The organism is Streptomyces sioyaensis (genome assembly GCF_004122735.1).
Classification (GTDB): Bacteria; Actinomycetota; Actinomycetes; order Streptomycetales; family Streptomycetaceae; genus Streptomyces; species Streptomyces sioyaensis.
The window spans coordinates 1-23,767 of sequence record NZ_SDIF01000063.1 but is presented as its reverse complement, the minus strand read 5'-3'; the positions used below and the strand labels follow the sequence as shown (position 1 = coordinate 23,767).

19 protein-coding genes and 1 pseudogene are annotated in these 23,767 nt (G+C 69.8%); 11 read left to right on the top strand and 9 right to left on the bottom strand.

The window, feature by feature from the left end:
- Positions 1-260: 260 nt before the first annotated feature.
- The 3 genes from melC2 to EST54_RS21090 all read right to left on the bottom strand — a co-directional run bounded on the left by melC2 (position 261) and on the right by EST54_RS21090 (position 3,320).
- Complete coding sequence (melC2, locus tag EST54_RS21100) at positions 261-1,079, bottom strand: tyrosinase MelC2 (protein ID WP_129249195.1); 819 nt, start codon at positions 1,077-1,079, stop codon at positions 261-263.
- Between the two features lie 40 nt (positions 1,080-1,119).
- Positions 1,120-1,596: an apotyrosinase chaperone MelC1 gene (gene melC1, locus EST54_RS21095; protein ID WP_129249194.1), complete on the bottom strand. Its 477-nt coding sequence runs from the start codon at positions 1,594-1,596 to the stop codon at positions 1,120-1,122.
- A 572-nt stretch (positions 1,597-2,168) separates the two neighbouring features.
- Positions 2,169-3,320, bottom strand: a complete 1,152-nt coding sequence (locus EST54_RS21090; RefSeq protein ID WP_129249193.1) for a Dyp-type peroxidase — start codon at positions 3,318-3,320, stop codon at positions 2,169-2,171.
- Between the two features lie 251 nt (positions 3,321-3,571).
- Between EST54_RS21090 and EST54_RS21085 the strand changes: the two genes are divergently transcribed.
- A complete protein-coding gene (locus tag EST54_RS21085; protein WP_129249212.1) occupies positions 3,572-4,783 on the top strand; it encodes a right-handed parallel beta-helix repeat-containing protein in 1,212 nt (403 codons plus the stop codon).
- A 7-nt stretch (positions 4,784-4,790) separates the two neighbouring features.
- Here EST54_RS21085 and EST54_RS21080 read toward each other — a convergent pair whose 3' ends face one another.
- Complete coding sequence (locus tag EST54_RS21080) at positions 4,791-5,471, bottom strand: hypothetical protein (protein WP_129249192.1); 681 nt, start codon at positions 5,469-5,471, stop codon at positions 4,791-4,793.
- A 302-nt stretch (positions 5,472-5,773) separates the two neighbouring features.
- Positions 5,774-8,245, bottom strand: coding sequence for an SdrD B-like domain-containing protein (locus EST54_RS21075; protein ID WP_129249211.1), 2,472 nt, complete (start codon positions 8,243-8,245; stop codon positions 5,774-5,776).
- Positions 8,246-9,164: 919 nt separating this feature from the next.
- On the opposite strand from EST54_RS21075, the gene EST54_RS21065 reads away from it, so the two are divergent.
- From EST54_RS21065 to EST54_RS21050, 4 genes are all read left to right on the top strand, one after another.
- On the top strand, positions 9,165-9,746 hold the full coding sequence (locus EST54_RS21065) for a GNAT family N-acetyltransferase (RefSeq protein WP_129249190.1): 582 nt from the start codon (positions 9,165-9,167) through the stop codon (positions 9,744-9,746).
- Positions 9,747-9,832: 86 nt separating this feature from the next.
- A complete protein-coding gene (locus EST54_RS21060) occupies positions 9,833-10,402 on the top strand; it encodes a DinB family protein (RefSeq protein ID WP_129249189.1) in 570 nt (189 codons plus the stop codon).
- Between the two features lie 309 nt (positions 10,403-10,711).
- Positions 10,712-11,290, top strand: a complete 579-nt coding sequence (locus EST54_RS21055; RefSeq protein WP_244942579.1) for a hypothetical protein — start codon at positions 10,712-10,714, stop codon at positions 11,288-11,290.
- Between the two features lie 19 nt (positions 11,291-11,309).
- The gene (locus EST54_RS21050) at positions 11,310-12,242 is read left to right on the top strand and encodes a ribosome-inactivating family protein (protein WP_161989313.1); all 933 of its coding nucleotides are present in this window, start codon (positions 11,310-11,312) and stop codon (positions 12,240-12,242) included.
- A gap of 13 nt (positions 12,243-12,255) precedes the next feature.
- On the opposite strand, the gene EST54_RS34135 is transcribed toward EST54_RS21050, so the two are convergent.
- A complete protein-coding gene (locus EST54_RS34135; protein WP_154074033.1) occupies positions 12,256-12,402 on the bottom strand; it encodes a hypothetical protein in 147 nt (48 codons plus the stop codon).
- A gap of 23 nt (positions 12,403-12,425) precedes the next feature.
- The gene (locus tag EST54_RS21045; protein ID WP_129249187.1) at positions 12,426-13,307 is read right to left on the bottom strand and encodes an alpha/beta fold hydrolase; all 882 of its coding nucleotides are present in this window, start codon (positions 13,305-13,307) and stop codon (positions 12,426-12,428) included.
- A 799-nt stretch (positions 13,308-14,106) separates the two neighbouring features.
- Here EST54_RS21045 and EST54_RS21040 point away from each other — a divergent pair.
- The 4 genes from EST54_RS21040 (at position 14,107) to EST54_RS21025 (ending at position 19,998) form a co-directional block, all read left to right on the top strand.
- Positions 14,107-15,375, top strand: coding sequence for an AMP-binding protein (locus EST54_RS21040; protein ID WP_129249186.1), 1,269 nt, complete (start codon positions 14,107-14,109; stop codon positions 15,373-15,375).
- Between the two features lie 53 nt (positions 15,376-15,428).
- Positions 15,429-17,018 carry an acyl-CoA carboxylase subunit beta gene (locus EST54_RS21035; protein ID WP_129249209.1) on the top strand — a complete coding sequence of 530 codons (1,590 nt, stop codon included), beginning with the start codon at positions 15,429-15,431 and terminating at the stop codon, positions 17,016-17,018.
- Positions 17,019-17,575: 557 nt separating this feature from the next.
- The gene (locus EST54_RS21030) at positions 17,576-18,793 is read left to right on the top strand and encodes a cytochrome P450 (protein ID WP_129249185.1); all 1,218 of its coding nucleotides are present in this window, start codon (positions 17,576-17,578) and stop codon (positions 18,791-18,793) included.
- Between the two features lie 125 nt (positions 18,794-18,918).
- Positions 18,919-19,998 (top strand): Gfo/Idh/MocA family protein, encoded by a 1,080-nt coding sequence (locus EST54_RS21025; RefSeq protein WP_244942578.1) that lies wholly within the window; start codon positions 18,919-18,921, stop codon positions 19,996-19,998.
- Between the two features lie 194 nt (positions 19,999-20,192).
- On the opposite strand, the gene EST54_RS21020 is transcribed toward EST54_RS21025, so the two are convergent.
- Positions 20,193-21,068, bottom strand: a complete 876-nt coding sequence (locus tag EST54_RS21020; RefSeq protein ID WP_203525310.1) for an alpha/beta fold hydrolase — start codon at positions 21,066-21,068, stop codon at positions 20,193-20,195.
- A 111-nt stretch (positions 21,069-21,179) separates the two neighbouring features.
- Positions 21,180-22,055: a 1,4-dihydroxy-6-naphthoate synthase gene (locus EST54_RS21015; RefSeq protein WP_129249184.1), complete on the bottom strand. Its 876-nt coding sequence runs from the start codon at positions 22,053-22,055 to the stop codon at positions 21,180-21,182.
- A 244-nt stretch (positions 22,056-22,299) separates the two neighbouring features.
- On the opposite strand from EST54_RS21015, the gene EST54_RS21010 reads away from it, so the two are divergent.
- Both EST54_RS21010 and EST54_RS21005 read left to right on the top strand, forming a co-directional pair.
- Positions 22,300-23,382 carry an arylcarboxylate reductase gene (locus EST54_RS21010; RefSeq protein WP_129249183.1) on the top strand — a complete coding sequence of 361 codons (1,083 nt, stop codon included), beginning with the start codon at positions 22,300-22,302 and terminating at the stop codon, positions 23,380-23,382.
- A 64-nt stretch (positions 23,383-23,446) separates the two neighbouring features.
- Positions 23,447-23,767 (top strand): annotated as a pseudogene (locus tag EST54_RS21005) (aminofutalosine synthase MqnE); the annotation flags it as partial.

Sequence of the window (23,767 nt, the reverse complement as noted above, 5' to 3'; positions counted from 1 at the left end):
ACCAGGCAGAATGCCCACCCGGCCCGGCAGCCGCCCCAGCGGGCGGGCCGGCCACCGGCCGGATGGATTTTCGGCCGCGCACGGTCGCGGGTGGCGGCGCCGTGCGCGGCCTTGCGTGCCCTGACGCCTGCCCTGATGCCTGCCCTGACGCGCACCCTGAAAGGATCAGGCCATGGCGGACTCACCTCTGCGGATCAATGCCCTCATCGTCGATGCCACCGACCCCGAGCGGCGACGCCCAAGCCAATGTCATGAACCTGTCACACATAAGTATAGAACTTGGTGTGGTCCAGCATGTCCGCCGGCGTGACGTCGTTCCATGGCTTCATCGTGTCGTGGAGGTCGACGACGTCGGGTGTGTCGCCGGTGGGCAGATAGCCCGACTTGGGGTGCATGCGCTGCCAGTCGGCCCAGAGCTTGTCGATGAAGCAGTGGTGCAGCCAGAAGACCGGGTCGTTGGGGGACGCTCCGGTGGTCATCTGCCCACCGACCCAGACGTGTACGCGGTTGTGCAGATTCGGGCCGCGCCAGCCCTCGATGTTGTTGCGGAAACCGTCGGAGGAGCTGTTCCAGGGCGCAGCGTCGTAGACGCTCATGGCGAGCACCCGGTCGACCTCGGCTCGCGTCGGCAGTTCGCGGACGCCGGTGCCGAGCGAGCGGCGCAGGAACGTCCGGCCGTCCACCCGTATGTTCATCGGCCACTTGCCGCTGCCGAAGGCGAACGGCCCGGAGGTCACCCGGCCGTCGCCGCTCCGCCCGTCACCGCCCAGGAAGTCGTCGGCCCACAGGGAGCTGCTTGGCGTGCGGTCGGCAGTCCAGTCCCAGTAGGGAAGCATGACCGACGGCGTGATGCTCTGCAGGGCTTGTTCGAACTGGAGCAGGAACCTGCGGTGCCAGGGAAGGAAGGACGGTGACCGGTGGCCGGTGCGCTCTCCGTCGTCGGTGTCACCGATGATGAAGGCGTTGTGGGTGCTGATGAACTCGTCGTAGCGGCCGCTGCGCTTGAGCTCCAGCACCGCGTCGACGAAGTTCCGCTTCTCGGTGGCGGTGAGGTCCGCCTGGTTTTTCCGGACTGCCATGTCGAGGACTCCTCGGTGGGGGGACGGTCAGCGGTGGGCCTCAGCCGGTGACGACGGGGACCAGATCAGCGCCCTGGAGTTCACGGACGGCGGCACGTGCCAGGGCGCGTGGCGTGGTGAACGTCTCGTAGTGGTTCACCAGACTGATCCAGCTGCCGTCCGCGTTCCGCATCACATGGAGGTCGTTGTTGTCGATGCGGACGACGAAGTCCATGCCGTCGTGCGGGCCGGCCTGGCCGGCGCGGTGCTCCGCGTGGGATCCGCTGCTGTGGTGACCTCCGTTCTGTCCACCTTCTTCGTCTGCCGGCCAGCCCTCTATGTGGCGGCCCTGGTACATCTCGTCGAAGGGCATCGGCATCTCGTGGCCACCGGAGGGCTCGTCTCCCGCTGCCTGCCCGTGGCCGTCGGCGGGGTGGGCGGCAGCGGTGTCGGCGAAGGCGACGGGTGCGGCGAGCGCCGCCCCGGCCAGGGCCGCGGCGCTGCCGTGCAGCACCTGGCGTCGGGTGGGACGCGACATGTTCCACTCCTTGGTTCGTCTCGGCTCCCCTCCGGGCCGGGCCGCAGAGGGTTGTTGAGCCGGCGCGCCGACGGTCGGCCCGCGCCGCCACATGCTGACAGGGACGAACGGATCATCAAGTTGCACCGGCTGATCAAGCAACGAACGAGACAACACCTGGGCGGAGGTGCAGGATTCAACGGCGCTGATCGTACTGATGGGCCGTCAGACTTCTCCGCGGAACCGGATATTCCGCGATGCGGGGCGTCCTCGGCCGCAGATCCTTCTCCCGCGCGATCAAAACCGTGAGACCCCGCACGGGCGGAACTCGGCGCGAATGCACGGGCTTCGGGCCTACAGGGTTTGAGAGGCGGCCCGGCGGTGACGAGGCCATCAGCGGCCCGAGCAGCGTGATGACCCGGCCGGCCGACTGCGGCACCGACGGCGGCTCGCTGACCCGCTGCCGCTCACAGTTCACCCGGGACACGGTGGGCGACGCCCCGGCGCACTTCCACTGCCGGTCCCTCTATCCCGCTCTCGTGACCATCGACAACGACGTCCGGCTGACGCCCACGGCGCCGTCGTCGACCTGTTCAGTGGAACATCTTGGCGCCGAGCGGGTGCTGCTGGTCGAAGCCGGGGAGGATGAGGAATGTTGCGCTGGCGGTGGTGGTGGTGAAGCGCAGCAGTGCGTCGGAGTCATCCATATGAACAAGAGTGTTGGTGAAGGTGCGTAGGTCGTTCTGGAAGCTGATGAAGAGCAGGCCGGGGGTGGGTTCGTCGGTGCTGTAGGAGCGGCGGAGCATGAGGCCGACGCCGACCGCGTTGGGGTTGGCCCGGCGGACGTGGGCGTCGGCCGGGATGAGGTAGCGCCCGTCCGGTGTTTTGGCGCCGAGGTTCGGGTCCCAGGCCGCGGCCCCGCCGGAGAGGGGCACGCCGGTGGCTCTGCGCCGGCCGAAGACCGCCTCCTGTTCGGCAACGGGGAGCGCGGTGAACCGCGGCAGGTCGAGTTCCATGCGCCGTACTACGGCGATCGTCCCGCCGACGACGGGAGCCGGCCCGGCCAGCCACAGGTGGCGTCGGTGTTCGGCCGTCGTGTGCGGGCCCACGATGCCGTCGATGAAACCGAGCAGGTTTCGTGGCGCGGAGATGCCCTTGTCCACGGGGATGTTCGGACCGCGGCGTCCGGACTGCCGCCAGCGTTCACGTATCCGGTGACCGGCCTGCTCCAGAAGCGCGGCGGCGACGACCGGTAACAGCAAGGGGTCGCTGGCGCAGATTTGCATCAACAGGTCCCCGCCGCGTGCCTGCGGGGCGATCTCCTCGCGGGAGAACCGGGGGAGGTCTGCCGCGCCGGGCAGGGCGGGACGGGCCATGCGCACCAGCCGTGGGCCCACCCCGATCGTCACGGTGAGATCGCCCGGCGGCAGGCCCAGCAGTCGTGGATCGGTTCCCGCGGTGAGCGTGAGAACGGCCTGGCCGAGTTCGGCCAGCAGCGGGCCGACGGCCACGGCGTCGCCGAGGTCGGCCACCACCGACAGGAGGTTCGGCTGGGCCGATTGCGGGAGCGTGATGCCTGCCTGATGGCGGCCGGTCGGCGGCACCCGTGTAGTTGACGCGGGGGAAGAGGGCCGGCTTGGCCGAGGTGCGGGCGATTCGCACCCGGCGGTGAACCCGGTGGTCGCCACGGCCCCCGTGGCACCGAGGAACGCGCGGCGTGATGGATGGGAGTGGGCTCGGCTCACGGTGTGGAGAATGCCATATCCATTCCGTCGGAGGGCGAGTTCCTCGAATGCCATATCCCTTCTGGGGAAGGCGAGTTGATCGGCCTCCTGGAGGGATGACTTCATGCCAGGATGACGCCATGCCTCGTCTCCGTCTTCGCGTGATGGTCGGGTTACTGAGCACACTGACATGCGTACTGGCGGGCTGCGGGCCCGGCGATGACGGGTCGAACCACGGCCGGCGACCATCCGGCGCGCACGTGACCATCAGAGTGCCGGCTGACGCCCCGACGATCTCGGCTGCGGTGTTGCTCGCTCACCCCGGTGACCTGGTGTTGGTCGCCCCGGGCGAGTACCACGAGTCGGTGAAGGTCTCCACGCCTCGTGTCACACTTCGTGGCGAGTCCCGGGACAAGGTCGTTATCGACGGGCGGTTGCAGCAGCCGAACGGCATCGTCGTCACCGCGCCCGGGGTGGCCGTGGAGAACCTCACCGTAAAGAACAACACGCAGAACGGGGTCCTGGTCACCGGTTCGACGAAAGCGGCCGCCGGGCTGCCGGGGCGTTCCGGGGGCTACGACACCGGCGATGAGCCTGTCACCTTCCTGAAGTCGTTCCTGGTCTCGCATGTGACCGCGACCCGCAATGGTCTGTACGGCATCTACGCGTTCTCCGCGCAGAACGGTGTCATCGAGCACTCGTACGCGTCAGGCGGGGCCGACTCCGGGATCTACGTCGGACAGTGCAAGCCCTGTCACATCGTGGTGCGGGACAACATCGCCGAACTCAACGCGGTCGGTTACGAAGGCACCAACGCCAGCGGAGACATGTACGTGGTCGGCAACCGCCTGGTCGGCAACCGGGTCGGACTCACGACCGACTCCGACCACCAGGAGAAGCTGCTCCCGCAGCGGGGCGCCGTCATCGCGGGCAACCTGATCGCCGCCAACCAGCAGCGGGCCACCCCGGTGCAGGCCGACGGCGGGTGGGGCACCGGCATCGGCGTCGACGGCGGCAGCGACAACACGTTCCTCCGCAACCGCATCGCCGACAACAGCAACGCCGGGCTGGTGATCACCGCAACCGCCGACATGCCTCCGGTGGGCAACCAGGTCGTGGACAACACGTTCACCGGCAACGGCATCGACGTCGGCTGGACGTTCCCCACCGCCACGCGGGGACGGGGCAACTGCCTGCGTGGCAACGATCTGCGCACCACAGTGCCCGCCCGGCTCGCGACCACCGAGTCCTGCCCGCTTCCTGCCACGTCGCCCTCGCCGGGCGGCAGGTGGGCGATGCCGACGGCGCCCGGCGGCATCCCGTTCACCGAGGTCGCGGCGCCGGGTCCACAGCCGCAGTTCCCCCACGCCACCACTACGGGCGCCACCGCTGTCCCGGCCGTTCCGGCCCTGCCGACGACGGCAGGCATCCCGCTGCCGGCAGCGTCCCTGCTCGCCGCGAACGCGCGGGTGCACACGTCCTGAACAGCGGTTACCCGGTCGGGGTGACTCCGGGTACCGGCTTGACCGGAACGTACTTCTGGGTGCCGAAATCGATGACCACCGGCTGCGGCTCGGAACCCACGCTGACGCGGACCCGGTGCATGGTGCCGTCCGAGCCGACCCAGTAGCGCACGTTGCCCGCCGTACCGGAGCGGCCAGGGGAGGACGGCCCGGTCATGACGTCCACCTGATGCCCGTCCACCTGGTCTCGTCCCCACCAGGCGGCGCCGTTCTGCGGCAGCAGTTGGGCGTTGTCCGGCCGGTCGCTGCCGAGCCTGAGCGCGATGGTCAGCGAACTGTCCAGCGCGCTGCCGGACGACTGCAGCGGACGGCTGTACCAGGCCGAGCGGGGCGGCGACGCGGGTGCGTGCGCCGGGGCGTGCGTCATCGGGTGGACGAACACCGAGGTGGCCGTCCACTCGATCAGGCCGTCGCTGGAGGTGTCGCGCCCGGTGCCGTGCACCACGCCGTAGCCGAGCTTGCCTTGGTAGTCGACGGACCCCGTGACGATCAGCCCGCCGGCGGTGCCCGGCACGGTGATCGTCACCGCGCGGCCGTGCGCCTCGTAGTTACGGAACCGCGTGATCGCCAGCCGGTTCGCCTCATCCGACGTCAGTGCGCGCGGACCGCTGGGGCCGGAGCCGCCGTCGGCGACCAGGAACACGGCCACCGCGACGGCCGCTGTGCCCAGGACGGCTGCCGCCCAGCGTGGTCGCAGCCATCGGCGCCGGTCCGCCGCACGGCCCGGTAGAGCTCGCTGGATTCTCCCGCTCCGCACGCGGCTCGACGCTGACACTCTTCTGCTTCACCCTCTCGATCACCACACTGCTCGGCCGCCGTGCGGTCGCGGCGGCACTCGGCAGTCCAGTGACAGACGACGCCAAGGCCGGCCCTCGTGGACCGGCCGCGACGTGGCCTGCCCGACCGCGCCATCCGGACCGCGGCCAGGCAGATCACTGTTGTTCGGTTCGTTCAGTGTTTCTGGGCGCGACGCTTCCGGCTCATGAACGCGATGACCAGGCCCGCACCCACCAGCAGACCGGCCAGGGCGATCATCTGTGGCAGCCCGGACGTACCGGTGTGTGCCAGCGAGCCCGTGCTGCCACCGGCCGGGGCCGGGTTGTTGGCAGGCGGCGCGGGTGGCGCCGGCGGCGTAGCGGCCGGTGGCACAGAGGCCGGTGGCGTAGCGGTCGGTGGCGTAGATGCCGGTGGCGAGCTCGGGGTCGGAGTCGAAGTGGACGTCGAGGTCGGCGTCGAGGTCGGGCTCGGGGTCGGCGTTGCCTTCGGGATGTACACCCCGGCGTCGATGGTGTGATCGACCCCGCCCGGCTTGTCCGGCGCGGTGACAGGCGCGTGGCCGTTGCACAACTGCCCGGTGGTCGGCGGGGTCACATTGGAATCATGCGCACGGTTGGCACCCGCTCGCGGGAGCGTGAACCGCAGCTCGCTTTCCGCGGGCTTGCCGGGCACCTTGCTGGTGTCCGCGGTACACACGTCGAACTGCACCGTGTATTTCGCACCCGGCGTGAGCTGATACGCGGCGCCGACACCACCGAAGTAGTATTCGCCGGCGGCATCGGTCCTGGTCGTGGCGACCTGCTTGCCGTCCGCGTCCAGCAGGTTGATCGTCGCCCCCGGCAACAGCACTTCCGCCGGGTCCTGGATTCCGTTGTGGTCGCCGTCGAACCACACGAGGTTACCGATCTGGATCGGCGCGTTCGCCGCCGCGTACGCGATGTCACCGAGCCCGCCGGCCTTGCCGAACCCGCCTTGTGCCCCGCTGACGAACTGGAATCCGTTGGCGGTCGGGTTGTTGCCCGGGCCCTGACCGGTCGTGATGTCGTGGTACCCGGTCCCTGAGGTCGCCACGTTGACGACCGGGTCGAACTCCGTGCTGACGACCCACTGCTGCTGCGGGATATAGGCCACCGACCCCAGCGCGGTCTCCTGGTGCGCGTTGGCGTAAAAGTCGCCCGGGAAGTATTCGGCGACATCGGCGGCCTGGCCGCCACTGTTGGCGGGGGTGGCGTGGTTGGGGCAGCTCCCGGTGCCTTCCCACTGGAATTCGCCGGTGGGAGTGGCGCAGACCATGGTGATGTCACCACCGGACATGGCGCTTTCCGCCGTGTCGTTCCCCGGGCGGGGGTCCAGCCCTCCCCAACTGAGCACGTCCATGAACCGGTCGCGGAAACCCAGGATCATCGAGCCGTCGCGGGCGAAGGCGAGGGAGGCCAGCTCCGGCTGCGGATCGATGAAGACGCCGCCCGCCTTCCGGTCGTCCCACGTGTCCAGGCTGGTGTTCCACGGGTTCCAGTGGGTGGCCTTGTCGCCGGAACCGAAGACGCTGCCGCGTTTGTCCGTGAGCGGGCGGCTCAGCACCGTGGTGAACCGCTTGCCGTCGTAGGTGGAGACGAAGGCTTTCAGCTCCGCGCGCTGCCGCGTGCTCTCCGCGCTGCACACGCCGCCCACGTACAGCGTGTTGTTGTGGACCTGGAGACCGAACGGCCGCCAGTCGTCGGGGCTCGCGCACCCCGGGTCCGGGATCGGGACCGTCGACGTGGGCGCCGCGGCGGTGACCCCCGTCGCGTCGAAGCTCACCAGGCTGCGGGTCCGCAGGTTCACCGCGTACAGCGTGGAGCCGTCCTCCGAGAGGGCCAGGCCACCGATGCTCTCCTTGCCCGGCGCGTCGGTGAACCCGGGATCCTTGATCATGTTGGCGGTGTCGTGCCGCGTCTCCGCGGCGTCCGGCACCCGCGCGAACAGCTCCGGCGCACCCGAGCCGTTGACGGGCACCGTGTAGATCGCGCCCCCGCCCTGCGGCCCGTACGGGGCGTACCGGCGGGCGAACGCGCTCTGGAACAGCCGGGTCCGGCGCTTGTCGTACGCCAACCCGAACGTCGTGCCCACCTGGTCCTGCGTGGCCAGCGTGGTCGGGCACGCCACATCGGTGGGGCAGGTGCCCCGGGTCTTCGTCCCGAACGCCACCAAGGCCCGGTTGTCGGTCCCGTTGGCGCCGTTGTGGATCGGCACGAAGTACCGCGAGTCCGGCAGCGTGTAGTCGGCCGGATCCCACACCCCGGTCACCACCGAGGCGTTCTTTCCGTCCGACACATCCACGAACGACGTGAAGCTGTGGAAGTGGTTCTCCGCCGTCGACGCGGGCGCCGCCCGCAGGTAGTCGCTGTACGGTGCCGGGATGCTGACGTCGACGCGGTATTGGCCGCCGCTCAGCACGTTCGACGGCGACACCACGACCTTTCCCGTGGCATCGGTGACGCCGGTGACATGGTGCCCAGCGGGGTCGGAGATCTCCACCTTCATGCCCCGCTGTGGGACGTCCATCGTCGCGTTGATCACGCCGGTGCCGAAGAAGTCGCGTAGCACCTCAACCGTCAGCGTGCCGTCGGCGGTCGAAGCGGCGGCGGGTCCGGCCGTCGCTCCCACGGCACCGCCGGCCAGCAAGAGAAGGGATAACCCCACGCGCGCCAGCGGCTCCACGAGCCGCCTGGCCGACCGGCGAGAGTCTCTGCCGAATCGGTTCATGGCATCACACTCCACATTTTTCTTGTCAGGAAAACGAAGCACTCGCTTCTCGCTGCACGACCACTTCGTGGCCCCGGACGCGGACGCCGGTGCGAACGCCACGGAAAAGAAAGAGGGTCCACGCTGGTGCGTGGACCGCTCTGTGGTGATCGCTTGAGGATATTGCGGGCGAGGGGTAAGCGTCGGAGGCCAGAAAAAGCGAACGCGTGTTCATGACCTCGGGCAGGACAGCCCTGAGTTGTGTGTTCTTGCAACGCAATCACGGTGCCCTCGCCCCCCACCGCCGACCTCGCCAACCGCCATCGCGAGCAGCGCGCGATATTCTATCCGTTGGATTCTCGCCGCCACAGCAGAACGCCTGAAATCCATCGGGATCCGCAATAGTCCCCAAGCGCCCAGAGAATGGCGACCGGAAGAATGTGCGACAGCGAGATGGTGGCCGGATCCAGCCCTATTGGGTGCGGCGTCGTTCACTTCCAGACAGCGATTGTCGATGAGTCCGTGTTCTGGATCAATTCGCCGGTCTCCACCCTCGCCCGGTTCATTCAAGGAGTGCGAACGACGCCCGCTCTTGCCATTTCGCGCCGCTGTGCACCATGAGGTCAACTGACGAGACCCGGGATGAGCGATCTGCGGCAAGGGGCAGGCGCGCATTCGGCAGCGGCCGTCCGCCGCCCGTCTGCGGAGGCGGCGCGCCGGCCGTTTTCCGAGGAGGCGCGTACGGCGTCCGCGGCAAGCGCCGCCCCCCATCCCTGCCCGCCCCGGACCATGTCCCGTAATCCCGTTGCCGACGGAAGCGGCCGCATACGATCCTCCTGGCATGGATCTTCCACAGCAGGTGATCGAGCTGGACGGCCTGACGCTGCGCCGCTTCAACGGCGAGGCGGACCTTCCGGAGTTCTTCCGGGTCATCGAGGAGTCGCTGGAGCACCTGCGTCCGTGGATGCCCTGGGTCGCTGAGCACAGCCTGGCCAGGACCACCGACTTCCTGGCCCAACGCCCGGAGCGCTGGGCGAGCGGAGAGGAGTTCACCTACGCGATCGTGCTGGACGGGGCGATCGTCGGCGCCTGCGGGCTGTTCCGGCGCGACGACGCCCCGGACAACGGCCGCGAGATCGGCTACTGGCTGCACCCTGGCGCCACCGGCCGTGGTGTGGCCACCCGGACCGCCCGCGCCCTGGTCGAGCAGGCCTTCCGCCTCCCCGGCGTGGACTTCGTCGAGGTCATCCACGACCCGGCCAACCGCGCCAGCGGCGCCGTCCCGGCCCGACTCGGCTTCACCGAACACCGCCGCCGCCCCGCCGAGCGCCTCGCCCCGGCCGAGACCGGTGAGGACCAGATCTGGCGACTGACCCGCCGTCAGCTGGAGGCTTTCATCGCGGAGACCGGCACCTCATCCTGATCCTGATGCCACGATGGCGTCGCCTCGAAGCGAGAGCTGACTCGCAGCGATAACTGAGTAGCGAACCGGGGCCGTCACGGACGAACATGCCACGTATGAGTGACCAACCCGCGCGATGGACCCAGGCGACCGTCTACCCCGACATGTGGGCCGATCCGGACGACGACCCCCGCGACAACCTAGGAGTCAGTCCGGACGGCGAACTTGCGACGCTGCAGGACTTCCTGACGGGCTACCGCCTGACACTGCGGATGAAGTGCGAGGGCCTGGATGCGGAGCAACTGGCCCGTCGGTCGGTTCCGCCGTCGACGATGTCACTGCTCGGCCTGGTTCGGCACCTCGCCGAGGTGGAACGGGACTGGCGTAACTGGATCAGCGACGGCGACCCGCTGCCGAAGCTGTACGGCAAGCGTGACGCGGACTTCGACGGAGCTGTCGCCGAGCAGACCGTAGTCGACACCGCGTATCTCGATCTGGAGCGTGAGCAGGCCGCGACCGACGCCGCCCTCGCCGAGCACCCGGACCTGGGCGAGCGGGTCGGGAAGGACGGGATCGCGGTCCGGGAGCTCATGGTGCACAGGATCGACGAGTATGCCCGTCACTGCGGGCACGCCGACCTGTTGCGCGAGCGCATCGACGGAAGGGTGGGCCAGTGATGAGGGCCGGGTTCACACCCGGCCCCACCAGCACGTCACCTCGGCGATCTCGGACAGGGCCTAGGTACTGTCCGGTGGGTCGGACCTCCCGGTCGGCCGTACGACCCATCGGCACGCCGACCCACCGGGCTCCTGGGAGCACGTTGAGGCGGAGGTCTGCGACGTCATCGTCATGCCTCGCATGCATGCGTGAAGGCTCGCGTTGAGCGGTCGTCAAACGAACGTTGAACGCCGCTTCCTAGCGTCTCCGGTGCATCGATCACCGATCAACGGCAAGGTGGGCTACGCATGTTGTTCCGTTCACGAGGCATGGGAAAGGTTTCTTCCTTATACGCCGGGGTGAACACGCCCCGGCGGCGGGCCGCGGTCATGGCCGGGGTGCTCGCGAGTGTGTCCGTGATCGCGCTGGGGACGGCGTCCGCGGCGTCGCAGGGTGCGGAGAAGTCGACGACGGCCGCTGTGCAGCCGGCTCCGGCGACCGACTCGGCGCGTGAGCACTGGCAGCCGCCGACGCACCCGAAAGTGGGCCCCGGGGACGCCGGGGCGGAGTTCCCGATCCTCAACGCCGACTACCTGATCAGCGAGGTGTCGCCGGCGCAACACCGCGGCTGGTGGTACCAGTCCCACCTCACCGGCATCAACGTGACATGGATGACGCCCTCGGGGCGGGATCCGTACGACGGCTGGGACTGGATCGAGATCATCGACAGCAAAGGCAACCGCGTCACGTGGGACTGGGCCTGCGGCAACGACCACTGCGGCGCTTACGGCTCGACCATGATCAGCTTGCGCCTGAACAAGGGCGAGGAGTACAGGGCCCTCTACTGGAGTGACGGAGGCCGGGTCACCAAGGGCAATCTGCGGGCCGAGTTCGAGTTCTGGGCCTGACATGGGAGGCCGAGAAGAGATGACGCGAGGAACTGAACACGGGTCGCTGCGGCGGCGATTGGTCAGTGCGACGGTCGTGGTGTCCGTGCTGGCGGGCACGCTCGGCGCGGGAAGCGCGGTCGCCCAGAACAGCCCGGAGGCCAAGCCGCAAGCCCGGCCACAGGCGCAGGCCCAGCCGCAGCCGAGGATGGCAGGAAGCGACGAGGAGTACGCCAACCTCTACACGCACACGGTCGGGAACATCCGCAGCGCGATGCTGGGGGACGAGGCCGCCCGGCAGCCCGGGTCCGGCCGTCTGATCCGGAACCCCGACCCCGAAGCCTTCCAGTCGATCAACATCGGACGGCTCGCCGAGCGCGACGACATCGATGGCCGCCAGGTCCGAGGACTCTTCCGCCGGTCCGACAACTATCTGCTGGGCTTCTACGTGCGTCGCGCGGACGGCCGCCAGATCGTCTACACGTTCACCGAGGGCGGGAGAGACATGGTCCCGGATGACGTGTACGAGGGCGCCCAGAGGTCGCGCCTCCCCTTCCCCGTCACCTATCGCGACCTCCCCACCATCCAAGTCGGCCGGGGTCTCCTGAGGGATGCCGTACGCCAACTGTTCGACAACGACCCCGGCACGAGCAACCACAGGCTGCAGGACGGTGTCGAGAGGCTGGCCGTGGCGCTGGCCGAAGGGTCGCGGTTCCAGTTGATTCCCGGGCTGATCGCCCAGCACATCCGGGGTGGGCAGGACTGGACGGTGGGCGACCACGAGGCGGAGATCCATGACTGGAGCGATCGGTCCGAGGTCGTCGTGGACGCGCACGCCGCCGACCCGAGCGGCGGCAACCGCGCCGTGTGGGGGCAGCAGCGCCGGTACCGCTGGAACGGCGCCAACGTGATGCTGACCGCGCTGGACCTGGCCCGCCGGCTCTACCTCATCAAGCCGCCGCCGAAGCGCTGACGTACCGACCCGGTCACCGGGGGCTGCCGCCGCCGTGCTCCGCCTCGTGCTGGAGGAGGCGCCGCTGCCACCGCGCCAGTGCCTCGGCGCGGTGGTCCCCGGTGACCTCGGCGGCGACGATGAGCCGCACGGCGCCCGCCTCGAAGCGGAACGCAGGCACCCCGAACGAGAAGGGGGCAGGGCTTAAGCCCCGGCCGAGAAGAACGCCCCCAGCCTGCGGTTGACGTCCTTCGCGTTCGCCATCGGAAGGCCGTGGTGTGAGGCGCCGTCGATGACCGCGCACTCGACGTCGGGCAGCAGCCGCTCCGCACCGGCCCGCACCCGTTCGATGTCGTGCACCTTGCTCTGCCGGGCCAGGAGCACGAGCGTGGGGACGGTGAGTTCGCGCAGCCGGTCGGCGGGCGGACGGCGTGCCATGACCACCTTGGCGCGCGGGGTGCGGGCCGCGCCCAGGGCGTACACCTCCCGCCAGGCCGCGTCGAGCGGCAGACCACCCGCCTCCCAGGCGAGGTGGGCACGGGCGCGGGCGGCGGTGGGGCGGATGAGGAACGGCAGCGCGTGCAGGAGGTAGCCGGGTTTCATTCCGGCGAAGCAGTTGTTGGGGTCGATGAGGGCGAGACGGCGTACCCGGCCCGGAGCGTGCAGGGCGTAGCCGAGGGCGATCTGCGCACCGTACGAGTAGCCGCACACGTCGGCCGCGTCGATGTCGAAGTGGCTCAGGAGCGTGTCGAGCCAGTCCATGAGGTCGGCGAGTTTCGTGACGGGCCGCGGGCCGTCGGCAGGGCTGTGGCCGACATCGCCGAGGATGTCGGGCGCGTACACCCGGTGTGTGGCGGCCAGTTCGGCCACGTTGGCGTGCCACACGGTGGACGTCGTCCCGCCGCCGGGCAGCAGCACCAACGGCGGAGCGTCCGCGGGCCCGCAGACGTTGACGCGCGTGGTCCCGAAGTCCGTGCGGACGTCCACCGGCTCGACGGGGACGGGCCATGCGGCCAGTACGGCGTCGTACGCCGCGGAGAAGGACGCAGGAGCGCGGGTGGAGTCGGTGTGCGCGTCATCGACCATGAGATTCCCCGAAGTTGCTCGATTTTCTGCAGGCAAGAATAGTCTCGGCGGTCGAGGTGGGTGAGGGGTGCCTGAGAGGTCAGAGGGGCCAGGGGCGGCGTGGAGCGTGGAATGCTTGATCATGGCTGTGGGCAACCCGTGAACAGGCACAGCCACGCGGCCCGGCAGTCAGGTAGGCAGGTGGCCGGAGCATCGACCGGCGGGGCCCGGGGCCTTTCGGCTCGGGAGTTCGTCCGACCTTCGGCTGGATTGTTCCGGTGGGTCCTGGGCACCTCACCCGGGCCTGTCCGCAGCCCCGCGCCCCGACAGGGCAGTCAGGCCGGTCAGGGCACGCTGGGCCTCGTACTCCGCCGTCGCGCCGTCCGCCCCGCGCCACCGGACTACCAGCAATTCTCCTAGTTCCCGGCAAACGGCCTTGTCCACATCCAAAACGTGCGGCGAAGCTGGCGATCAGCCGATGGTTCGTCCTAGTAGGAATGGCTGCGGCTGACGGGCATGCCGCTGCCGTGGATTCCGGGCGGCGGCTCGTCCGAGGTCGCGCCGGTCCGACCGTTCCGCCGCGGTCGGCGGGAGGTCCCGTTCCCGGCCTCTGCTGTGCAGGGAGGCTGCCGGGGCGGCCACGACTGCGCACCAGGATTTCCGCGCGGAAGTCACTCGGGTTCTTTTGTGGGGGCCGGCAGGAAAGGGGGACGAAGTGGTCGCTCAACAGACACTGTCCGACGGCAGCAGGCTCGGACAGGCGGCACCCAGACCGTACCGGCGGCGGCTTCCGCAGACTCTGCCGCTCACCCTCGACGGCATGTTCACCAGCATGGCCCGCAGGTTCCCGATGGCCAGAGCCGTCCAGGAAGGGCAGCACCATCTGTCCTACGGCGAAGCCGAAACCCGGGCCGGGCAGTTGGCGTCGGCGCTGGTACGCGGCGGAGTGCAGCTGGGCGACCCGGTGGTCGTCCACTGCGGCGACCACCGGCAGGCGGTCGTGGGACAGCTCGCGGTGCTGAAGGCGGGCGGGGTGTGCGTACCGGTCCCCGCTGCGTCGCGCGGTGCGCGGCTCGACCGGATCATCGAGGTCAGCGGGGCCCAGGTGGTGCTGTGCAGCACCGTGACGCGACCGGTCTGGAGCTACCGCTGCATGTCGTGGGTACTGGACGACCCGGCCACCTGGAGCAAGATCGCCGCCCAGCGGCCGGATCCCGCGCTGCCGCGTTCCGGGCACACCGAGGCCGCCTACCTGCTGGTCTCCGATGCGGACCGCCAGGGGGTCGGCGGCTATCTGACCGACCATCGCGCGTGGCAGCTGGCGCTGTCCGCCAGGATCCGCCGGGCCGGCAGTGCGCACGACGGGGTGATCGTGCACCATCCTCCCGTCCGCACGACGACACTGCCCGCGATGTGGTGGGCGTTCGCCTGCGGGGGCACGCTTCATGTGCCGTCCCGCTACGACGGTTTCGCCTGCTCACCGGCCCCGAAGCGGAAGGCCGCCGCGGTCTTCGGCCCGGACGAATACGGGCTGCTTCTGCAGTCCTTCTCCCTGGACTCCCACCCGGTGGCCCCGCGGCTGACCGTGCTGATCGGCGGTCCCTGCCCGCGCACGGTGATCGACCGGCACTTCGAGGTGCTGCCCCGGGCGCCGCTGTGGGTGGAGTTCGCCGCCGCGGACGGCACGATGCCCTGGACGGTGCGGGAATTCAGCCCCGACAACCCCTGGCCGGAGCACCCGGGGGCGAGCCGCCCGGTGCCCGGCGTCCATGTGCAGGTGGTGGACCCGGCCGGCAGCCCCGTGCCGACCGGACAGACCGGTGAAGTCCACGCCACGGGGCCCGCGTTGCCCTACGGCAGCATTCGCAGCGCCGACGGGGCCTGCCTGGCCGAGGACACCGCACCGGTGCTGGCCTCGGGCCGGCTCGGCCGCTGGAGACGGGACGGCACGCTGGAATTCTGCGGTCCGGCTTCGGTGCCGTCACCGGCCGCACGACTGCGGGACCCGGCCTCGCTGCCGTCACCCGCCACACGACCACGGGACCCGGCCGCGGTGCCCTCACCCGCCGTACGGCCACGGACCGCGTAGCCGCCCGGGGACGTGCGGGAAAGCGCTGATGTGGAGAGGTGGAATCGCTGCCGATGACCTACCGCGAGCAGGGCCCCGCCGAGCGAGTGCCGCACGACGCCCGGGGGCGGGTGGCCGAACTCCACGCCCTCCATGAGCAGGCCCGGAACGGGCCCGGTGAGCGGGCGACCGGGGCGCAGCACGCCAAGGGCAAGCTGACCGCTCGTGAGCGGATCGGCCTGTTGCTGGACGAGGGTTCCTTCACCGAGGTCGAGCCGTTGCGCCGGCATCGTGCCAGCGGGTTCGGTCTGGAGGCCCGGAGGCCGTACACCGACGGTGTGGTCACCGGGTGGGGGCTGGTGCACGGCCGGACGGTGTTCGTCTACGCGCACGACTTCCGGATCTTCGGCGGCGCGCTGGGCGAGTCCCACGCCGCCAAGATCCACAAGATCATGGACATGGCGCTCGCGGCCGGCACCCCGCTCGTCTCGCTCAATGACGGCGCCGGGGCCCGCATCCAGGAGGGCGTCGTGGCGCTGGCCGGCTACGGCGGCATCTTCCACCGCAACACCCGCGCCTCGGGCGTCATCCCCCAGATCTCCGTGATGCTCGGCCCGTGTGCCGGCGGCGCCGCCTACTCCCCCGCCCTCACCGACTTCGTCTTCATGGTCCGTGACACCTCACAGATGTTCATCACCGGCCCCGATGTCGTCCGGGCCGTGACCGGCGAGAAGATCACCCAGAACGGCCTCGGCGGCGCCGACGTCCACTCCGAGATCTCCGGTGTCTCCCACTTCGCCTACGACGACGAGCAGACCTGCCTCGACGACGTGCGCTACCTGCTGTCGCTGCTGCCCGGCAACAACCGGGAGCGGCCGCCCACCGTCCCCACCACCGACCCGGCGGACCGCCGCTGCGACCGCCTGCTGGACCTGGTCCCGGCGGACGGCAAGAAGCCGTACGACGTCTGCGAGGTCATCGAGGAGATCGCCGACCACGGCGAGTTCCTGGAGGTCCAGGAGCGCTGGGCGACGAACGTGGTGTGTGCGCTGGCCCGGCTCGGCGGGGAGGTCGTCGGCGTCGTCGCGAACCAGCCCCGGTCGCTCGCCGGTGTGCTGGACGTCCATGCCTCGGAGAAAGCGGCCCGGTTCGTCCAGCACTGCGACGCGTTCAACATCCCGCTGCTGACCCTGCTGGACGTGCCCGGATTCCTGCCGGGCGTGGGGCAGGAGCACGGGGGCATCATCCGCCATGGGGCCAAGCTGCTGTACGCGTACTGCAATGCCACCGTTCCCCGTATCCAGCTGATCCTGCGCAAGGCTTACGGCGGCGCCTATATCGTCATGGACTCCCGTTCCGTGGGCGCGGACCTGTCCTATGCCTGGCCGACGAACGAGATCGCGGTGATGGGCGCCGAGGGCGCCGCGAACGTCATCTTCCGCAAGGAGATCGCGGAGGCCGACGATCCCGAGGCGATGCGGGCCCGGATGGTCAAGGAGTACAAGTCCGAGCTGATGCACCCCTATTACGCCGCCGAACGGGGGCTGGTGGACGATGTCATCGACCCCGCCGAGACCAGAGCGGTGCTGATCCGTTCCTTTGCGATGCTGCACACCAAGCAGGCCGACCTGCCGCCGCGCAAACACGGGAACCCTCCGCAGTAGGCCACGGGACCGGCGGGGGGCGCTGACGTGGTGGTGGGTACGGGTACGAGTACGGGCACGGGTACGAGTACAGGTACGGGCCGTACACCGGTCTCGTCGCGGTGGTACGGCCCTGCCGCGGGGTGCGCGGTGCTCCCGGCCGGGTCCGGGAAACCAGCGGAGAACAGGCGGGAAGGCCCCCGCACGGCGCGGCTCCGCCCGGCGTCCCTGACTGGCAATTCCCTAGAGTTCCCCCGCCGGGCTGGCTCCCTCTGACCGCTCCGTGCTGGGCTGTGGCTGTCATCGGGCTCGGGCCACACCGAAAGGGGAGTCGCCATGGGATCCACTACGACCTCGGGGCGCCGCTCGCGCACCTCGTAGTGCGGACCTGCCCTCGACCGCACGCTCGACCGGCCACCGCCCGCCCCCGCGGGGCACGGCACCGAGCTGTCCCGCTTCCCGAACCGGACCAACGTCTTCGGTCTGCGACGGCCGCCCGTCGTACCCGGTGCGGCCGCACGCCGCGCACGGGCCCCGAGCGCGGCGCCCCAGTGGCCACCAACAGCAACGGAGGAGTCATGGTTTACGAGCCGAAAGCGCCGGTGATCCCGTACAAGCGCACCTGCCCTTTCGATCCGGCTGCCGAATACGCGCAGCTGCGCGAGGAGGACCCGATCAGCCCGGTGAGCTTCGAGCTGTCGCCGCGCGAGAAGGACGGCTGGCTGATCACCCGGCATGATCACATCCGCCAGATCATGACGGACCCGCGGTTCAGCCACCGCAGCGAGCTGCTGGCGCTGGTGCACTCGCCGCCGTTCGAGGTGGAGGAGTACTCCCCCGAGCCCTCCGCGCCGGGCAACTTCGTGCGGATGGACGCTCCGGAGCACACCCGCTACCGGCGGCTGCTGACCGGGTTCTTCACCGTACGCAAGATCCAGCAGTACGAGCCCACGCTGGAACGGATCATCGACGGTGTGCTCGACGAAATGGCGGAGATGGAGCCGCCGGTGGACCTGGTGAAGGTCTTCGCGGAGAAGATCCCCGCCAGGTCGACCTGCTCCATCATGGGGGTGTCGGAGAGCGATCTGACGGCCCTGGCGGAGCACTTCTCGGTCATCATGCGGATCGACTACACCCTCGACGAGTTCATCCATCACAACAACGAGCTCAACGCGACGCTGGAGCGGATGATGGCCGAGCGCTTCGCCGGCGATCCGGGGGACGACCTGCTCGGTCAGCTCATCGCGACCGGCGAGCTGACCGAACAGGAGATGTTCAACATCGCCTGGATCGCCATCGGCGGTGCGCTGGACACCACTCCCAACATGTTCGCGCTGGGCACCTTCGCGCTGCTGGAGCACCCCGAGCAGCTGGCGAAGGTGCGGGCGCGGCCGGAGCTGATGGAGAACACCGTCGAGGAGCTGCTGCGCTACCTGACGATCTCTCACTTCGGGGCGAGCCGGGTGGCGCTGGAGGATGTCGAGATCGGCGGCCGGACCATCAAGGCCGGTCAGACGGTGGTGCTCTCGCTGCCCTCGGCCAACCGTGATCCGCGGTACTTCGAGAACGCCGACGAGTTCGACATCGACCGCCCCTCGCGCCGGCATCTGGCGTTCGGCTTCGGGATCCACCAGTGCCTGGGACAGCACCTCGCGAGGGCGTCGCTGCGCATCGGCTTCCAGAAGCTGTTCGACCGCTTCCCGGACCTGCGGCTCACGGTGCCCGCGGACCAGGTACCCCTGCGGGAGACCGCGATGCACTACGGCGTGTACGAACTGCCGGTGACCTGGGGCTGATTCCCCCCCCGGGCCCGGCTGTCACGGCCGGGCCGGCGTTCCCTGGCCGTTGGGCCGCCCACCGATCACCGGGTGGTGGCAGACCGCCCCGCCTCAGCCCCCGAGGATTTCCATTGGATGACTCCGTGCCAGCTCAGCGCACCACTCCCCCACCGCAGCTGGCCGCACGCAGCGGCCCGGCCCCCGACCGCGACGACGCGGGCGCCGGGGCGAAACCGGTGCGCTTCGGCGCGCTGGGTACGTCGTCCTTCGGGTGGCGGCGGGTACTTCCGGCGATGTCGGACTGCCCGCAGACCGAACTCGTTGCGGTGGGCGGCCGCAGTCCGGAGCGCACCCAGCGGTTCGCCGACCGGTTCGGCTGCGCCGCCGCCAGCACGGAAGCGCTCCTGGAACGCGACGACATCGACGCCGTCTACATCTCCCTGCCGCCGTCGCTGCACGGCGAGTGGGCGGCCCGGGCGCTGCACGCGGGCAAGCACGTCCTGGTCGAGAAGCCGATCGCCACGACGGCGGACGAGGCCCGGGCCGTGGTCGCCCTGGCCGAGAGCCGTGACCTGGTGCTGCGGGAGAACTTCATGTTCCTGCACCATCCGCAGCATGACGCGGTCGCAGCCATGATCGCCGAGGGGCGGCTCGGCGGGCTGCGCTCGTTCCGCGGCGCGTTCTGCTTCCCGCCGCTGCCCGCACAGGACATCCGGTACGTGCCCGGACTCGGTGGCGGTGCGCTGCTGGATGCTGGGGTGTATCCGCTGCGGGCGGCCGTGCTGCTGTTGGGCCCCGGGCTGCGGGTGGCGGGCGCCACGACGCGGGTGCGGCGGTCCGACGGGCTCGATCTGTCGGGTCAGGCGCTGCTGGTGTCACCGTCCGGTGTACTGGCGAGCGTCGAGTTCGGCTTCGAGCACACCTACGGCTCGTGCTACTCCCTGTGGGGCGCGGGCGCGAAGGTCACGGTGGACCGGGCGTTCACCCCGCCGGCCGGGTACCAGCCGGAGCTGGTGCTGGAGGAACAGGACCACGTCGAGAAGTTCACGCTCCCGGCGGCGGATCAGCTCAGCCGGTCCCTTGCCGGATTCGCCGCGGCCGTGGCCGCCGGCGGCGCCGCGGCCGACCCCGGTGAGGCCCGGTGGCGGCAGGACGCGATCGCCACGATGGAACTCGTCGACGCGGTCCGCGCGCAGGCCGTGCCGGTGACCGTCGAGGGGTAGCCGGGGCGGCTCCGCGGGCGGTCCGTCCACCGTCGTTGCGGTCTGCTCACCGTCGTTTCGGACGGTGGGCAGACCGGCCGCGGGGCCGTGGCCCACCGCTCGCGGGCAACGGCTCGAACCGCGTCCAGTGCGCGTCGGCTGAGCCGCCGACACAGCGCACCCCTCACGTCCCGCCACTGCCATGAGCCGGTCGCTTACCGGTCCGTCGTGGCCTTCTCAAGGAGCGAAGTGAGGATCGACGCGGAATGTGTCCACAGCAGCGCGCCGCCGATGCCCGGTACGACACGGTGATGAGCACCGGGTATACGGGTAGCGAGCCGTGCTCCGTTATCGGGCGAGTGGCTGGTGTCCCGTTCGCCGTACCAGATCTCGACCGGGACAGTGATCTCGTCGGGGGCGAACGGCCACCGCCCCATGGACAGGACCGTGTCGCGGGCGTAACCAGCAGCACCTTGAACGAATCCCTCGTCCAGGGCCCTGCGGTAAAAAGCCGCGAAATCAGGATCCTGATACACGGCGAGGTCGCACCCCGGACTCCCGGCCATGACCATGCCCCACATCGCATCCGCAGTGAAGCCCGCGAAAAACTCCTCGGCGCCGACCGGGTCGCACGCGGTCCGCTCGACCAGGCCACGGAGGTCCGCCGCCAGAGCGGAAGCGAACTCCGGCGCGGCGACCTCATCCGCGCCGGAGACGACAGCCAGTGCCGAGGCCACACCCTCCTCGGCGCAGGCGAGAGCGAACGGCGCGCCTTGTGAGTTCCCGACCACAGCCGGATGCCCCAGCCCTCGCAGCACGCAGAGTTGCCGAATATCAGCGGCGAAGTCGGAGAAGGTCCGGCCGGGCGCAGGTGTTGAGGCACCGAGCCCCGGGCGGTCCACAGAGACAAGACGCACTCCAAGCGCCTCAACAACCCCTGCCCCGAAGCCGAGCCACCGGCTCGTCGCCGCCCCCGGACACAACAGAACGGGCACCCCGTCCAACGGCCCCCACTCGGCCCAACCAAGCAACCGTCCATCAGACAGACGACTCTCACCGAGCCGGGCAGGAATGTCGACGTACACAGTCATGATCCACATCATGGCCTTGGAGCGGTACGTGTCGCACTCGACTTTCACCGTAGCCCCGTACAGGGCGAACGTTTCCTGATGCGGCCCTGGCGACCCGGGCCGGCCCCGCGGCTACCGGACCCCGGGGAAGTCCAGTGCGCCGGGGGCGACGGGTGGGACGAGGCCCTCGGTGGCGGCCCGGTCGAGCAGTTCCCGCACTGCCGCGTAGCCGTCCTCGCCGAGGGCCGCGGTGTAGTCGTTCACATACAGGCCGATGTGCTGGTCGATCACGTCCGAAGCCATCTCCTGGGCGTGTTCGCGGACGTAGGGGCGGGATGCCGACGGGTCGTCCCAGGCGAAGCGGACGGAGTCGGCGGCGGCCCGGGCCACCGCCCGCAGCTGGTCCTCCCCGAGGTCCCGGCGGGCAACGATCGCCCCGAGCGGGATCGGCCGGCCGGTGACCGCCTCCCATTCCTCGCCCATGTCGGCGAGGCGGTGCAGCCCGTACTGCTGGTAGGTGAAGCGGGCCTCGTGGATGACGAGCCCGGCGTCGACCGCGCCGTCCCGGACCGCGGGCATGATCTCGTGGAAGGGCATCACCACGATCTCGCCCACGCCGCCCGGCACGGCCCGCGCCGCCCACAGGCGGAACAGCAGATAGGCGGTCGAGCGCACGCTGGGCACCGCGACGCTCCGCCCGGCCAGCCGCTCCGGGCCACGGCCGGCCGGAGTGTCCTCGGGCCGGGTGAGGACCAGTGGCCCGCAACCATGGCCCAGCGCGCCGCCGCACGGCAGCAGCGCGTACTCGTCCAGGACGTACGGCAGGGCCGCGTAGGAGATCTTGAGCAGATCCGCGGCACCGCGTTCCGCGAGGTCGTTGGTGACGTCGATGTCCGCGATGGTCACCACGAGGCCGGGAGCCTCCGGGAGCAACCCGTGGGACCAGGCATGGAACGCAAAGGTGTCATTGGGGCACGGTGAGTGGGCAATCGTCAGCCGCTGAGCCATGGGTCCCCTCCGCCGGGGTTCGTTCGGGCCGCCGGCGCGGGGCTGTGGCGCCGTCCCTCCCAGGAAACCCGTTGTGGGTATGGGGAATTCCCCAGAGTGGACTCGGCGAGTATGAAGAGGGGCCGCCGGCGTCGCCGTGTCGGACTGTCACCCCGGTGCCGGTCCGGCCGGGTGACGCGGGCGGCAGCCCGGCTCCCGCAGATCCGCGCGCGACTGCGGCCTTCCCGGCAGGAAAGGAACGGCGATGCCGCCGACCACCGCACCACTGGACACCTCCCGCATGGAGCGCTGGCTGTCCATGGACCTCGACGCGTGGACCCGGCATGTCGTACGGCGCCACTTCGCTCCGGACACCGGGAGTCCCTATTGGCTCAAGCGCCGTGACGAGCTGGATTTCGATCCGCTCGACATCACGCACTACGCCGAACTGTCGGCGTTCGGTCACTTCACGCTCGCCGCGCTGCGGGACCTCGACCCCGTCGACCTGGTCCCGCAGGCCGTGCCGCGCCCGCTGTCGGGCCGGGTCTTCGACTCGGGTGGCACCACCGGCCGCCCGTGCCATGTCTTCTACACCCGGTCGATGCTCGACCACCACTCCCACTGGCGCCGGTTCGGCCTGGTCACGGCGGGTTTCGAACCGGGCCGCAGCTGGGTCTACGCCACTCCCGGGGGGCCGCATGTGGTGGGCGAGGGCGCCGCGCAGATCGCCCATCTGTATGCGTCGGTGGTCTACGGGATCGACCTCGACCCGCGCTGGATCAAGCAGCTCATCCGGGGATGCCGGCTGGCCGAGGTCAACCACTACGTCGATCACGTCGTCGACCAGATCACGGACGTCATGAGCAGCCGCCGGATCGACTACCTGGAGACGACGCCGGCGTTGTTCCAGGCGCTGGTGCGACAGCGTCCGGAACTGGTCGCGCAGCTCGACGGCGTGGGGCTCGGCGGCACGCAGATCGTGCCGGCGATGTACCGGGAGTTCGCCGCGGCGCTGGACGGCGGTCCGATCGGGACGGCCTACGGAAACACCTTCGGCTGCGCCATGGGCCTGCCCCCGGAGCAGAACGGCGACGTCCTTCCGTACGTCCCGCACTATCCGCAGGTGACCATGTCCGTCGTCGACAAGAACGATCCGACGCGGACGGTGGACCACGGGGACGTGGGTCAGGTCCGGCTCACGGTGTTGCACGAGGATCTCTTCCTGCCCAACATCCTCGAACGCGACCAGGCCACGCGGTACCGCACCTCTGCGGACTGGCCCTGCGACGGGGTGGCGAACGTACAACCGCTGCAGGTCTCCCGGGCCGCTCCCGAAGGAATCTACTAAGGCGATGCCATCAGCGCCTGTGAGCACTCTTTGCCAAGGTCAAGCACTAGGAAGGTAGTTGGGGATGGACGCAGGACTCAAGCGTGAGCTGGAGGAGAAGGTCTATGCGGGGGAGCGGCTGTCCCGCGAGGACGGGGTCGCTCTCTACGGGTGTGACGACCTGGCATGGCTGGGCGGGCTGGCTCATGAGGTGCGGACGCGCAAGAACGGCGACGTCGTCCACTTCAATGTGAACCGTCACCTGAACATGACGAATGTGTGCACCGCCTCCTGTGCGTACTGCTCCTTCCAGCGCAAGCCGGGTGAGCAGGACGCGTACACGATGCGGATCGAGGAGGCCGTCCGCCTCGCCAAGGCGATGGAGAACGAGAACCTCACCGAGCTG